Raw genomic sequence first — 14346 nt, forward strand, 5'->3', positions numbered from 1 at the left:
TTATTCATCTTCTCCCTGTGCTTTCTTTTCAAAATATGATGTCACACCCGGTGCATACTTTCCTTCTTCCAGATCCTTTTGAATATCATCATAGAATTTGTCCAAATCATATCGGGTAACTGCAATAATAGCTACGAATTCCAAGATAATCGGAATATAAATATAAATCGCCTTAAATCCCATGATAGCACTGGCAGGCTGCACGGCAAGTCCAGCCACATATCCAGTAGCTGACATAATAGCGCCCATGACAATCGTACCCAGACTATTTCCCACTTTGTTGCAGAACGAATTGGCTGCATTTCCCATACCAATCATACTAAAACCATTTTTCCACTCGCCATATGTCAACGTATCCTGAATGACAGATGCAAATGCACAACCGGCAATACCATAACCAATACCTGCCATGACGCCGCCAAGCAGAATTGTCATCTTGCTGATATTAACTGCCATAACCAGTCCTCCACCAACGCGGATAACGAGCCCCAGTAAAACTGCGTTTCTCTTGCCCATTTTACGAAGCAGAACAAAGCCAAGCAGCATGGAAAGCAACATGGCAACAGCATTAACAGAAGCAGACACCTGATAGAAGGCCACATCCTTTAACACATAGGTACAAATCAAAGATGCAACCGTAGATTCCAGACCCATCAAAAAGCTGATTACGAGTCCACACACCAGATTGATAATCCAGTACTTGTTGGTAAAAAGGGCTTTCATCGTCAGAAGGAATGGAACATTTAAGGATTTTTCATGCGCCTTCTTTTTCTCATCCTCTGTCATCTCTTCCTGTGTTTCCATTACCCCGGTATTTTCCTTCACACGTTCTCTGGTGCCGTAGATCAGGATCAGTTCGCTAATAACATAAATAATCATATAGATCAGAACAACCATGAGCCATCCGCGACGATCACCGTAGGCAGAATGCTGAACGTCCCCGCTAAACTTATGTAAAAGGGTAATAATCGTCGCATTACCAAGAACAGATAGGAGTACGGCTCCCATCATCTGCAATCCTGCATTCATACCTCTCGTCTTCTGATCTGTTGTGATCAGACCGTTAAGCGTCATATAAGCCACATACACCATCGTATAGCAGACAGTTGATGCCAGATTATATGTAATAAACATATATACTGCCTGAGCTGCTTTTCCCATGTTCATTGGCATCAGATACATTGAGAAAACAGATACAATAGTAAATGGTATCATTCGAAGCAGCCATATTCTGGCCTTACCCATTTTATGATGGGTATTATCCAGGATTCGTCCTGCCACAAGGTCAGACAGACCATCCAGCAATTTGGATATACCAATAACAGAAGATGCCAAAAGTGGGTCAACTTTCATAATCTCTGTATAAAAAATCAAAATAAAACCAGCCGTAAAAAAATTAATGGCACTGGCTCCAAAAGAGCCACCAAATCCATAGGCCAGTTTTTCTCCCATGTCAATTTTTGCATTTGACGACATGTCACGTTCTTTTCTTTTCATATTGTTCTCTCCATTCTGTCTGGCATCATTTACCTTCTCCACATTGCTATGCGATACCAGACTCTTGTATTTTTCTATACTTATCTTACTTCTCCAAAACTTGTTCATCTCATGTCATCTTGTTGTCTTATCATATTATCTTGCTTTTTTCAATCTATCTGTTATGATAATAAAAAACATTTAAAGGAGGCATTCACATGGAAAATCTGTTCCCTGACATTCATTTTTTGACTACAGTATCCCAAGGACGCTTGTCCTCCAAACATATTGATACGACTTGTCTGACTGCAGAAGTAAATCAAGCTGCCGTGCGCAACACCAATTTTTGTATTTCCGGAAGTGTAGATGCTTTCCAGCGCCCACCCATTTCCGATTTTGCCAGACAGAATCTCTTTTATATACAAGATTTTGATATCTTTCACTATCAGTTTGGCTCCTTTACAGAACGTTCCGGTTTTGACTCATTTTTATTGCTTTATACCTATGACGGTAGCGGTTCCCTTACATACGAAGGCAAAACCTATCCGTTAAAATCCGGTGACGGTTTCTTTATCAATTGCATGAACTACCATCTTTATAAGGTTGAGGGAAACCATTGGGATACTGGCATACTGCACATAAACGGTATTCTGTTACCAGCTTTCTATGAAATGTTTCAGGAACATTATGAGCCAATTTTTCATGAAGAGCTTAATGGTCAACTACATCAGGATATCCATAAGCTTCTCAAGACCTATCAAGACCCCCAATACTATCGCGACTGGCAAGCCTCATCCTGTATCGATCAATTGCTAAACCACCTGTTAATTCTCTCACACGCCAACAATGTTTTACATGATACACCTGACAATATTCGTTATCTCATCAAATATATCGAAAGTAATTTTGCACAGCCGCTAACACTGGACTCTCTTGCGGCATTTGCCAACACAAGCAAATTTTACCTTTCCAGAGAATTCAAAAAACATACCGGATATTCACCAAATGAGTACATTATCTCCCTGCGCACAGAACGGGCCAAATCGCTTTTAAAGAACACCACTCTCCCTGTCTATGCCATAGCTCACGAGATTGGTATACATGATATAAACAACTTTACGAATCTGTTTAAAAAACGGGTGGGAATGACTCCCACCCAATATCGCAAATATTTATAAAAATCTTCCTAGTGTTCCTGATGTAATACTTTTTGAATATCCCAGAATGCCATTGCCACGATGCAAATGATACACATCAGAATTGGAAGACCATAAATCAATGCCGTTTCTGCAGTTGCAACCGATGCCGGCTGTACATCAAGGGCTCCATTATATTGACCTATGGCAAGTCCCCATCCAAGAAAAGCAGATGCCAGTCCCGTTCCGACTTTGACACCGACGCTATTGACAGCAGTAACCATTCCTTCAAATCTTTCCCCTGTCTGTACTTCCAACAAATCAACAATATCCGGTGCAAAGGTAAAGATTCCAGTAACATAAGGTGCCAGACCAAGGCCGGTAATCGCTGTAGCTAATAATACGAGCGGCAGATTTCGTGCACCAAGTAATCCAACAACACAACCTATAATATAAATAACGGAACCAAACATCAATGTTCTACGTTTCGTAAGTTTTACAAACATTTTCGGAGCAATAGCAATTCCTATGATAGTAGACACAACACTGACAATCGCAACAATACTGTAGAAATCTGCGTTACCAAGTACATCTCTTGTAAAATAAACGTGTGCTGCCAAAACCAGTCCATTTAAAATATAAGTACATACAAAAACAATAATAGAAATATAAAAATACTTTGTGTGAAGCAACGCCTTGAGACCTACCTTAATATCACCATGTGGCATTTCTGTTGTGTTATCTTCGCCAACATTTCTCTTTTCTTTTACGGTAAAGAACGTAATTGCCTGCAAAATCAAACAGAGAATAGAGAAAATTAATGCCGTTTTTGTCCATGCCGCCTGCACCTTAGACCCACCATTTCCATTTAAGATGGCCGGTGTCATAATTGATAAGAGCAATCCTGCAAGAAAGGCAAATATGCCTCTCACAGAACTAACTTTAGATCTGTCATCCGGATCCAAACTAAAACGGGATAACATAGCATGATAACTCAGATTATTGATTGTATAAAAAACAACTGTCAAAAGGAAATATGTCACGATAACCCATACTGTTTTTGCACCTAAAGACGCCTGTGAAGGCACATTATAGACCAATAACTGGGTTACAACCAAAGGGATAATACTTGCACCAAACCATGGTCTTGCTTTCCCCATTTTCGTATGAGTCTTTTCTATCATAATCCCAAATAGGATGTCGCTAACGCCATCAAATAAACGTAAGATTAACATCATTGTTCCTACCATACCCGCAGCTAATAAAACACTGTCTGTATAGTATAAAGTCAGCCAGGAAGAGCAAAAAGTCCATACAAAATTTGATCCCAGATCACCCAATGCGTACGCCAGTTTTTCCCCTCCACTTGTCACACCATAAGGTTTTTCTTGTTTATTTTTCGCCATAGTGAAACCTCCTTTTACCATCATAGTTTCTTAAATTCTTTTACTATATAATCCCACGCCTGCTTTTTCTCTTCTGCTGTCTTACCTTGTTTGCTAAAAAGCGTTGAAACTGCCGAACTTTCTGTCTCCCATAATTCCTTTAATGTATAGTCCGGTGCATACTGGATTGGAACTGCTGCCACAAGATTAATATCATCTCCGATTGCTTGGTTCATGATTTCTACAGCCTTTGGATTAGATACCAGTTTTCCGATTCCGGTAATCACATTCCAGCCAAAAGGATCATGGCAAATCACTTGGATTTCCTTCGATAAAACAATATCTCTGGACGAATTTCCAACTAGAATTCTATAGGTTCCAGATTCTGTCACAAACTCTTCCAAAGCAGTGTGATAATGTGCAAGATCCTCCTTTGACACTGTCAGCGTAACTTCAGTTTTTTCTCCTGGCTGCAGATATACTTTTTGGAATCCTTTTAATTCTTTTTCCGGTTTGTCAAAGGATGATTTTGGAGAGGCCACATATAATTGCACGACTTCTGCTCCCGCCATATTACCGGTATTTTCTACAGAAACCTTTACCATAATATCTTCTTTTTCCACGTCCGTATCTTCTACCTGCAAATCAGAAAATGCAAAACTTGTATATGAAAGTCCGTAACCAAATGGGAAGAGCGGTTCAATCTTTCTGGCATCATACCATCGATATCCTACATAGATGCCTTCTCCATACCAGACTTCCTTGTTCTCCCCACCATAGTTCTTGTATGACGGTGTATCACAATATGCTTTTGGCCAGGTATCCGTCAGTTTTCCAGATGGATTGTACAATCCAAAAATGGCATCTGTCACAACCTTTCCTCCTGCCTGTCCTGCAAAATATGGGCACAGAATTGCATTACAGTCCTGCACATATTCCGTAAGTGTAATCGGTCCTGACGAGTTGCAGACCAGAACCAGTTTTCTATTATGCTCTTTTGCTGCTTTGATAGCATTTTGCAGAGCCTCCTGATCCTCTACATCCATATCCATTGTTAATCGGTCTGCCCCTTCCTGTCCGTCTGCTCCTACAACAGCAACATATAAAGTTGTATCTTCTGATGGTGTTTGATATGACACATTTTCGCTTCCTAATATTTCCACTGCCCGGTCATACGGATTGCTAATGAAACTGGAAGGTACCTTGCCGCTTCCTTCTGAATTAGCTGCAAATTGTTTTGCCCGCTTTCCATAAAAACAAATCTTTGTCTGCTCTGATTGAACCGGAAGTGTCCCGTCATTCTTAAGCAGAATCATTGCTTCTCTGGCTGCATTTTCCACAATTTTCTTTGCTTCTTCTAAATCAAATGACACCTCTTTCCTCTCAAGCATGCCACTCTTTAAAATCACATACATGATGCGACGACAAGAATCATTTAAGACTTCTTCTGACAAACTTCCATCAGCAATCGCATCCAAAATGCACTGAATACCACGAGGTCCTGGCATAGTAAGATCTGTTCCCGCAGCGAGTGCAGGAACCTGTTCATAAGAAGCGCCCCAATCAGAAATTACACACCCTTTAAATTTCCACTCATCTTTTAAAACATCTGTAAGAAGCCACTTATTCATTGCGCAGGATTCATCATTGATCTTATTATATGCACTCATAACAGTAAGCGCTCCGGCGTCAATACATGCTTTAAATCCTGGCAGATAAATCTCACGAAGTGCCCGCATAGGAATCTTTTCATTAATCTTCAATCGATCCTTTTCCTGTGAGTTTGCTGCAAAATGTTTTGGATCAGCAATAACACCCTCATCCTGTAAACCACAGACAACTGCCTCGGCTATACGGCTGACCAAATATGGATCTTCCGAATAACTTTCTGTAAGGCGACCACATAACGGATCCCTATGAATATTAATATTTGGAGACAAAATCAAATCCACGCCATATTTAACAAATTCTTTTGCTACTGTTTTTGCACATATATTTGCCACGTGCGGATTCCAGGTGCTTGCCTGGGAAATTCCTGTAGGATAACTGATAACGTCATGCGTCTTTTGTCTCTCTATACCAGCTGCTGCCTCTTCTTTTGCCTTTTTTTGCATTTCGTTTACCGTGACCAATAGTCCGCCCATCGTGCCAAACGACTCTCTATCAAATTTCTCTCCTTTTTCCTTCTTTGCAGCCTCCAGCGCACGATATGTCTTTTCTACTGTATACTGAAAAATATTTAAGCCATTACAACAGTCACTCGTCCATATACTAGGAATTCCATACTTTTCCATTGCCATGGAACTCATCGGCGATCCTCCTATCACCAGACTTGCTTTCTCGACCAATGACATCTCATTCAGTATCATTTCCACAGATGCCATATCTTTTAACTTAGTTCCCATAGTTTTCCTCCAATACACTTTCATTGTCCAATGAATTATTTATTCTAATCTCATTATGTCTTGAAAAACACCTTTTCAATATCATATAATTGATATAAATATAATTTTTTTCACATTATACAAAGATTTTTAGTGAATACACGGAGTAATACAATGGAAAGAGAGAAAATCACCCTTAGCAAAACCTATTTAAATCAATATCAGGCTTCTTTTGAGAAAAGATACGAAGCTTTGGTTTTTGAACGACAAGAACATAGTTATCTTCATAATAGTGTAGAATGGGGAAACTGGATCTACGATTGTCTAAAAGAAAATGATATTGATAGTATGATTGATGCCTTAAGCACTGTCACAGTTGATTATCATCCAGGCAGATTGGCTGTCAACGATCTTCGTTCCAAGAAAAACCTATTTATAGGCCTCATAACAGCTGTTTCCAATTGGGCAGCCCGAGATCGTCTGGTTGATAATGAACTTGTACTTACTGCTGCAGATGTATGTATTCTCATGTGTGAAGAAACCAATTCCTATCCTGAATTATTACAATGCGCCTATGCCGGTCTTGCTAAAATCAGTGATTTAATGAAGCAATACCGGGAAAGACAATATCATCCGTTAGTCAAAGCCACCAAAGAATATATTTATCAGCACCTACATGGCGACATAAAATTAACAGATATTGCCTCCTATCTCGGGGTTACCTCCGGGCATCTGTCTCGTACCTTTCACCATGCAGAGGGAATTACTTTAAACCAATACATTACCGAAGAACGCATTCATCGTGCCAGAAACCTACTTCGTTACTCAGACTATCGTATCACCGAAATCGCATCCTATCTTGCTTTTTCCTCCCCTAGTCATTTTACCGAAATATTCAAAGCTTCCACCGGCAAAACACCTACAGAATATCGTAGAGATTTTTCCACTTCTCCTATAGAAAAAATTTCTCCAAAAAAATAAGGGAGAATCCTATCAAACGGATCTCCCTTATCTTCTTCTATTCAAGTGTCACTTTTACCTGATATCTCTTTTTTTCACCCGGCTTTATAAACTTTAACATACCTGTATTACGCATAACATCTCTTCCATCAGGATAACAATTTCCGCATTCTAAACCCAGCACGTAATCCCGTACCCCCATCATTTTCCATTCCACAAAACCATCCAGTTCATTTGCATCAAAAGATATACTAAGTCTTGTTTTCAGTTTCGGTTGATAAATGGTTGCCATTCCACGCGCATCTGCAAACCGGTGATAGTAACAGCGTTCCTGATAGCCTGCTGTTGGCTTTTCCATCTGCATCCAATGTTCGATATCATCTTTTGCATGTTCATTTCTTGGTCTTACTTCTACCGAAGGAATTACCAGTTCACTGTCTTCATCCAATAGCGGGTATCCCATATTCATATGATATAATATTTCAAATGGTATTTCCTGATCCCCTGTATTTTCAATTTCATCAGAAATTGTAAATGTATTCTCTGTCTTAGACAAACAAATTTCCCTTCTTAATGCTAGTTTTCTGCCAAAGATTGTTTCGTCGTATGTCACCAGATGCAAACAAATTTCTTCTTCATTCTCTGTCACATAAGACTGCGCGCAGGGTTGATTTGCAATACTTCCATGCAAAGGAATTTCTTCTCCTTCATCACAACAGGGAGTACCTACACCCTGCAATCCACATGTTGTCAAAAATCCTGCTGTAAAAGATTGAAGCCAGTGATCTCCTATAGCATCATAGTAGGCTGGGGCTACATAGCCACAAGGACTCATATAATTCATCTGTATGCCCCGAAAACGTAATCTCGTAATATCTCCACCACGATCAGGAGACACCGTCAATTCTATTCCTTTTCCATTGTATGCTTCATAAAGGCGCATACCATCACCTTTTGCTCCAACAAGCCGATGCTCTTCTACACCACAGACCTGACTTCTATGACCTATATATGGATTCATTATTCTCTCCTCCTCTTCTTCACACCATGCATTTATACCAACGGTCGGATAGCATCATACAATTTTTCATATCTTGCAAAATGTGCCATGTATTTTTCATGCTGTTCCTTTCGTGGTTCATAAGTCTTTGTTTTTTCTACCATATGCTGTGCTGCATCCTCCAAGTCACGAAATATTCCTATGGCAATCCCCGTCATCATGGCGCAGCCCACGGTTCCAGCATCTACCGTGTTAAGTGCCACAAAAGGAACATTTAATACATCTGCCTTCATCTGCATCCAGACAGCTGAATGCGCGCCTCCGCCTGTTGCATGAAACCTTTTATAACAAATACCTGTTGTTTTCAAATATTGATAGGTTTGGAACATCTCATAACAAACGCCTTCCAGACATCCCATATAAATCTCTTCCACAGTCGTATCGGTAGTCAACCCTATCACAGCCCCCTTGGAACCGGTATCCATATAGGGTGTGGCCGCCCCTGCAAAATGGGGCAACACTAAAAGACCACTTGGTTCATCCTCTGCAAATCCCATTTTTTTCATTTTGGCGGCATATTTTTCTTCCAATAACAGATTTACTGTTTTATTCTGTTCTTTTGCCTCTATGATTTCCTGCTTTGCCAAGGTTTTTGTACACCATTGTGTCAAGGCTCCCCCTGTATATGAAAATGCATAAGTCACATACTTACCAGGAACGACATACGGAACTGTCGCAAAATATCCCTTGTACAATTCTTTTATATCTGGTCTGGTATCAAAAATAGGTGTCATACATTCCACCGTTCCTGCACCGTCCACCGCAACATCTGAGGTAAACGCTCCGGCACCGATTGCTGCTGCCACCTGATCCTGCGACACTGACACAATTATCGTATTTTCGCACAAACCTGTTCGTTCTGCCATCTGCTTTTTTATTTTTCCTGCTGGTGTTCCTGTCGGCACAACCTTGGAAAATAGTTTTTTATCTACATCTGCTGCACGTATAATCTCATCACTCCAACTAAGATGAGTCACATCTAATACCATAGAACGAGTTGCAAGCGAATAGTCAATCTGCGCCACGCCGCTTAACACAAAGACAATAAAATCTTCCACCTGAAACATATGCTTGGCAGCATGATAAATCTCTGGCTTATGCTTTTTCATCCACATCAGTTTACAGATACCATACATCTCATGAGGACGTAATCCTGTAATTTCAGCAATGTGCATATCTCCTAGCTTTTCTATCAGTTCCTGACACTCTTCTTTCCCTCTTGGGTCTGTATAGAGCATAGCGACATCCAAAGGATTTCCTTTTTCATCTGTCAGTACAAACGTTTCTCCAAAAGATGTCACCCCCAGACCCATAATATCCGGATATCTGAATGCCATCTCAGAAACGACATGTAAAACTGCATCCCGAAGTACCCACATATCAATTTCATGGCCTGACATACTTCGCTTTACCGGGTAATCCTGATAAGCATGATCCAGATACTTGCCCCTTTCATCAAAAACCGTACATTTACATCCGGTTGTGCCAATATCAAGTCCAGCAATTTTCATCTTCTTCACCTCGCCAAGTACTTTTATGCATCAATATCTACCCACTCATAGCCTAAATACGTCGTAAATGCTTCTTTTAAAATTTCTTTCATATGTCCAACACCAACGCAAGTATGATGTTTGAAACCTCCCCTTGCAAGTCGTATCATCTTGTCCTGCATATTTTCCATTTTACACACACCTGCACAGCCAAAATACGCATCTTCAATTGGATCATCCGTAAACTCTGCTTCACTGGCATAAATCACAATCTTACCATCCACTGTCAGACAATTTGAAATTGTTGTCTTCATTGGGCGGATTCTTCCTTCATTCGTTCCCCAGCCAGAACCCGGATCCTCCTTTGCGAACATTTTATGCTCTGTGACCTTACCCTTTTCTGTCATAAGCCCCTGCGCTGTCGATCCGCAATGGAATAAAATCACTTTATTTTCATCATCCCCATAATTATTATTCCAATCTAGAACTGCAGTTGGTTCTTCACTTGCCAATGCCATAGCACGCATAGAAATGGCGGACGTCAGATCAATCTCGCAAGAAGTCACAATACCTCTGTCGTTCAATTCCGATAACAGAACACAAGGGCACACACGAAGGATTGTTTCCATTTCGTTCCAACAACGAATGGCCAGCGCATCCAGATGATAGCATTCAATATACGAGTCAATGACAACAGAAATCTTTGCCAAAATGTTCCTGTTTTTCTCCGGAACACCACTAAAATCTGCGTACTGCATCAAATGTGCTTTTTTCGTCAAAACAGCATCGTCCTGATCAGACAGTGCATTTACTTTAAAGATTAATTCTGACAGATCGAACGATTCCACCGTAATACCATTCTTCTGTAACCCCACTTCATCAAACCTCGTCGTCTTAAAAGCAGTTGTTCGAGCACCTATGCAACCAATAGTAAAACGTTTCATGCCATTGACAACGCGACAAATAGCTGCAAAATCCCGCAGATTTTCTTGAAACTTTGGTGACAATGGATGCACAACATGAGGCTTTAGCACTGTAAATGGCACCTGATACTGCGTAAAAACATCTGTCACAGAAAACTTACCACAAAAAGCATCACGTCGATGTGCAAAATCCATTTTCCCTATTTCATCCGGATATGCCTGCATCAAAATTGGAACGCCTGCATCCTGCAGAGCTGTAATCGCACCATTCTCGTCTGCAAAAATTGGCATAGAAAAGATGACACCATCATACTCTCCCTCATGTTTTTTTAGCCACTTTGCATACATAGCACCCTCCTCTCTGGTTTCAATTCCACCATATCTCGTCAGCTCTGCATCCATCGCTATATAATCATATCCTGCTTCTGTCACTGCCTGGATCATATCCTCTCTTGCACCGTAAATCAGTTCTCCCGGCATAAATCCCCTATTACAAAAAGCAAGTGCAAATGTCATTTTCTTATTCATTTTTCTTTCCGTCCTTTCCTAATCTCTATTTTCTATCCAACGGCTATTTTACTAATGCAAACGTCTGCATAGCACTCTGTACATTTTCTTTCATTGCTTCTCTTGCCACCATGTACATAGATGAAAAAAAGATGGGTTCCTTTTTCTCCTGCTTAGCAAGATAATCTGCAACAGCGTTTCCACCTGCCTTGTCCATATAAGTAAAATAATTAATCTTTCTTACACCGGCTTCTACTGCCTTATGATAATCTTCTGTGCTAACTCCCGAACCACCGTGCATAACGATGGGAATATTACCACACTTTCTTCTAACATTTCTGACCACATCAAAATCCAATCTTGGCTCACATAGATAAATACCATGGGTCGTACCAAAAGAACATGCCAGCGCATCGATTCCTGTCTCCGTCACAAAGGAAGAAGCCTGTTCCGAGTCTGTATAAATTTTAGTTTCATCTTCTTCACCACTATGGTCTCCACTTCCCGACTCCCTCCTTCCCATAGAGCCAAGTTCTGCTTCTACGCCAGCCCCATATTTTCTTGCCATTGCAACTGCCTTTTTTGTATTCGCAAGATTTTCTTCATATGAGAGGACAGACCCATCATACATAATACCGGTAAAACCAATTTCAAGTGCCTTTGCCAGATATTCCAGTGTTTCTCCATGATCTAAATGTACACAAACCGGTATGCTTGCCCTTTTTGCCATATGTACCATAATTGGTCCTATCGTATCCAATGGTACCCATGGTTCATGGCACTGTGCAAACTGGATAATAATTGGAAGTTGCAATTCTTCTGCTGCAGCCAGTTCTGCTTCAATCGCTTCTAGCCCGGAAGCATTAAATGATCCAATCGCAATCTTTTTCTTCTCTGCAATTTCCAAGATTTCCTTTAACGTTACTAACATTTCCATCACTCCTTTATCCATATTTATATACTGCATCATAGACTTTGACATTAAAAAGAAATAGTGTATGATGTACTTAAAAACTGTAAATTTGTTTTGGAGAAATGCTATAAATGGATATGTTGACTTTAAATCTTAACAAGGATGCTTTGTTAGATCTTATGAAAAATTTTTATTTACTTACGAATATCAAAATCGCCCTTTTCGACTTGGATGGATATGAGATTCTGTCTTATCCAAAGGAACATTGCGCCTTTTGCGCCAAGATACGCTCTTATAAAAAAGGCAATGCTAATTGTATGCAAAGCAATCGAAATTCTTTTGCGCGATGTCAGCAGACACAGACCTTAGAAATCTTTCATTGTCATGCTGGATTATTAGAAACTACGGCACCACTCATTGACAATGGACAAATCATTGGCTATATCATGATTGGGCAATTCACGGAAAACCCGGATCATGACAAACTCATTTCTTCCCTCCGTCTCTACCTACACTCCTATACCTCTCATACTTTTTGCGATTCGGATCCTATTTTTAACATGGTATACAAAAGTTCGGAACAAATCCAAGCCACGGTCAGAATCCTTGAAGCATGTACTCTCTATGTATTGTTTCGGGACATGGTATCCCTGCAACGTCAAAATTTTGTACAAAATCTGGATTGTTTTCTGTTGGCACATTTGGCGGAGGATCTGTCAATCGAAAGACTGACAAAAGAATTTCATATTAGCAAAAATAAGCTCTATGAATCATGTAATAAATATATGCAAAATGGTATTGCAGAACACATTCGGGGATTACGTTTGGCAGAGGCCAAACGACTTTTAAAAGAAACAACCCTGTCCGTTCACGAAATATCAGACAGGGTTGGTTTTAATGATTATAATTATTTTTGTCGTATTTTCAAGAAATACTTTGGTACTTCCGCTGGGAAATATCGGAAAGAACAATCCAATTACCACTCAAATTTCTTAGCAAAGTAAGCATCCAGATCTTCGATCTTAACACGCTCCTGCTCCATGGTATCACGGTCACGAACGGTAACAGCACCATCTTCCTCAGAATCGAAATCATATGTAACACAGAATGGTGTTCCGATTTCATCCTGACGACGATAACGCTTACCAATGTTACCTCTGTCGTCAAATTCACAGTTATACTTCTTGGCCAGCTGTGCGTAAACGCTTTCTGCACCTTCATTTAATTTCTTAGAAAGTGGAAGCACACCAATCTTAACTGGTGCAAGTGCTGGATGGAAGTGAAGTACGGTACGCATATCCGGCTTCTCTTCTGTTCCAATGTTTTCTTCATCATATGCTGCACAAAGGAATGCTAAAAGCACACGGTCTGCACCAAGAGAAGGCTCGATAACATATGGCACATAACGCTCACCCTTTGTATCATCAAAGTATGTCAGATCCTGACCTGATGTGTTCTGATGCTGTGTCAGATCATAATCGGTACGATCTGCGATTCCCCAGAGTTCGCCCCATCCAAATGGGAATAAGAATTCGATATCTGTCGTTCCCTTAGAATAGAATGCAAGTTCTGCCGGATCATGATCACGCAGACGTAATTCTTCTTCTTTCATACCAAGAGAAAGTAACCAGTCGCGGCAGAAGCCTCTCCAATACTGGAACCATTCCAGGTCTGTTCCTGGCTCACAGAAGAATTCAAGTTCCATCTGCTCAAACTCTCTGGTACGGAAAATAAAGTTACCCGGTGTAATTTCATTACGGAATGATTTACCTACCTGACCGATACCAAATGGTAATTTCTTTCTTGATGTACGCTGTACATTCTTAAAGTTTACAAAAATACCCTGTGCTGTCTCTGGACGAAGATATACTGTATTTTTGGCATCTTCGGTTACACCCATGAAAGACTTAAACATCAGGTTAAACTGACGAATATCTGTAAAGTCATGCTTACCACAAGTAGGACATGGAACGCTATGTTCCTTGATGAATCCCATCATTTCCTCTGCGCTCCAGCCGTCTACAGAAGTCTCAAGTGTAATATCATTTTCCTGTGTAGGGTTACAATTGATGTGACACCTACCCCTATACAAAAACGGTTGAGTCCTATAGA

Annotated in this window: 11 protein-coding genes; 3 read left to right on the forward strand and 8 right to left on the reverse strand. The window is 40.4% G+C overall.

What is annotated here, in order from left to right; translation table 11 throughout:
- Nucleotides 1–1605: an MFS transporter gene (locus tag DW183_RS12170; protein ID WP_118282640.1), complete on the reverse strand. Its 1605-nt coding sequence runs from the start codon at nt 1603–1605 to the stop codon at nt 1–3.
- Nucleotides 1606–1694: 89 nt separating this feature from the next.
- Here DW183_RS12170 and DW183_RS12175 point away from each other — a divergent pair, with 89 nt between their 5' ends.
- Entirely contained in the window at nt 1695–2654 is a 960-nt protein-coding gene (locus DW183_RS12175; protein ID WP_118282642.1) for an AraC family transcriptional regulator, read from the forward strand.
- Between the two features lie 8 nt (nt 2655–2662).
- On the opposite strand, the gene DW183_RS12180 is transcribed toward DW183_RS12175, so the two are convergent.
- Together DW183_RS12180 and DW183_RS12185 are read right to left on the reverse strand one after the other, a co-directional pair.
- Complete coding sequence (locus tag DW183_RS12180) at nt 2663–4018, reverse strand: MFS transporter (RefSeq protein ID WP_158573089.1); 1356 nt, start codon at nt 4016–4018, stop codon at nt 2663–2665.
- Between the two features lie 20 nt (nt 4019–4038).
- The gene (locus DW183_RS12185) at nt 4039–6402 is read right to left on the reverse strand and encodes a beta-glucosidase (RefSeq protein ID WP_158573090.1); all 2364 of its coding nucleotides are present in this window, start codon (nt 6400–6402) and stop codon (nt 4039–4041) included.
- 153 nt (nt 6403–6555) lie between these two features.
- Between DW183_RS12185 and DW183_RS12190 the strand changes: the two genes are divergently transcribed.
- Nucleotides 6556–7362 (forward strand): helix-turn-helix transcriptional regulator, encoded by an 807-nt coding sequence (locus DW183_RS12190; RefSeq protein ID WP_118282652.1) that lies wholly within the window; start codon nt 6556–6558, stop codon nt 7360–7362.
- A 37-nt stretch (nt 7363–7399) separates the two neighbouring features.
- Here the strand turns inward: DW183_RS12190 and DW183_RS12195 are convergent, their stop codons facing one another.
- From DW183_RS12195 to DW183_RS12210, 4 genes are read right to left on the reverse strand one after another with little or no spacing between them, the layout of a single operon-like run.
- Nucleotides 7400–8362 carry an aldose 1-epimerase family protein gene (locus tag DW183_RS12195; RefSeq protein ID WP_118282654.1) on the reverse strand — a complete coding sequence of 321 codons (963 nt, stop codon included), beginning with the start codon at nt 8360–8362 and terminating at the stop codon, nt 7400–7402.
- Between the two features lie 32 nt (nt 8363–8394).
- A complete protein-coding gene (locus DW183_RS12200; protein WP_118282656.1) occupies nt 8395–9912 on the reverse strand; it encodes an FGGY-family carbohydrate kinase in 1518 nt (505 codons plus the stop codon).
- Nucleotides 9913–9935: 23 nt separating this feature from the next.
- Nucleotides 9936–11342, reverse strand: coding sequence for an L-fucose/L-arabinose isomerase family protein (locus DW183_RS12205; protein ID WP_118282659.1), 1407 nt, complete (start codon nt 11340–11342; stop codon nt 9936–9938).
- Nucleotides 11343–11385: 43 nt separating this feature from the next.
- Nucleotides 11386–12252: a class II fructose-bisphosphate aldolase gene (locus DW183_RS12210; RefSeq protein WP_118282661.1), complete on the reverse strand. Its 867-nt coding sequence runs from the start codon at nt 12250–12252 to the stop codon at nt 11386–11388.
- A gap of 113 nt (nt 12253–12365) precedes the next feature.
- Here DW183_RS12210 and DW183_RS12215 point away from each other — a divergent pair, with 113 nt between their 5' ends.
- Nucleotides 12366–13238, forward strand: a complete 873-nt coding sequence (locus DW183_RS12215; protein ID WP_118282664.1) for a PocR ligand-binding domain-containing protein — start codon at nt 12366–12368, stop codon at nt 13236–13238.
- Here DW183_RS12215 and DW183_RS12220 read toward each other — a convergent pair.
- On the reverse strand, nt 13211–14346 hold a 1136-nt coding region (locus DW183_RS12220; RefSeq protein ID WP_147403383.1), incomplete at its 5' end, for a glycine--tRNA ligase. The genes DW183_RS12215 and DW183_RS12220 overlap by 28 nt on opposite strands.

The sequence above is a fragment of the Roseburia sp. AM16-25 genome (assembly GCF_003473825.1).
Classification (GTDB): domain Bacteria; phylum Bacillota; class Clostridia; order Lachnospirales; family Lachnospiraceae; genus Pararoseburia; species Pararoseburia lenta.

What these genes read in the sequence shown, in the direction of transcription:
- DW183_RS12170 (WP_118282640.1), bottom strand. Translation starts at nt 1,605, where the DNA reads ATGAACAAGTTTTGGAGAAGTAAGATAAGTATAGAAAAATACAAGAGT.
- DW183_RS12175 (WP_118282642.1), top strand. Translation starts at nt 1,695, where the DNA reads ATGGAAAATCTGTTCCCTGACATTCATTTTTTGACTACAGTATCCCAA.
- DW183_RS12180 (WP_158573089.1), bottom strand. Translation starts at nt 4,018, where the DNA reads ATGGCGAAAAATAAACAAGAAAAACCTTATGGTGTGACAAGTGGAGGG.
- DW183_RS12185 (WP_158573090.1), bottom strand. Translation starts at nt 6,402, where the DNA reads ATGGGAACTAAGTTAAAAGATATGGCATCTGTGGAAATGATACTGAAT.
- DW183_RS12190 (WP_118282652.1), top strand. Translation starts at nt 6,556, where the DNA reads ATGGAAAGAGAGAAAATCACCCTTAGCAAAACCTATTTAAATCAATAT.
- DW183_RS12195 (WP_118282654.1), bottom strand. Translation starts at nt 8,362, where the DNA reads ATGAATCCATATATAGGTCATAGAAGTCAGGTCTGTGGTGTAGAAGAG.
- DW183_RS12200 (WP_118282656.1), bottom strand. Translation starts at nt 9,912, where the DNA reads ATGAAAATTGCTGGACTTGATATTGGCACAACCGGATGTAAATGTACG.
- DW183_RS12205 (WP_118282659.1), bottom strand. Translation starts at nt 11,342, where the DNA reads ATGAATAAGAAAATGACATTTGCACTTGCTTTTTGTAATAGGGGATTT.
- DW183_RS12210 (WP_118282661.1), bottom strand. Translation starts at nt 12,252, where the DNA reads ATGTTAGTAACGTTAAAGGAAATCTTGGAAATTGCAGAGAAGAAAAAG.
- DW183_RS12215 (WP_118282664.1), top strand. Translation starts at nt 12,366, where the DNA reads ATGGATATGTTGACTTTAAATCTTAACAAGGATGCTTTGTTAGATCTT.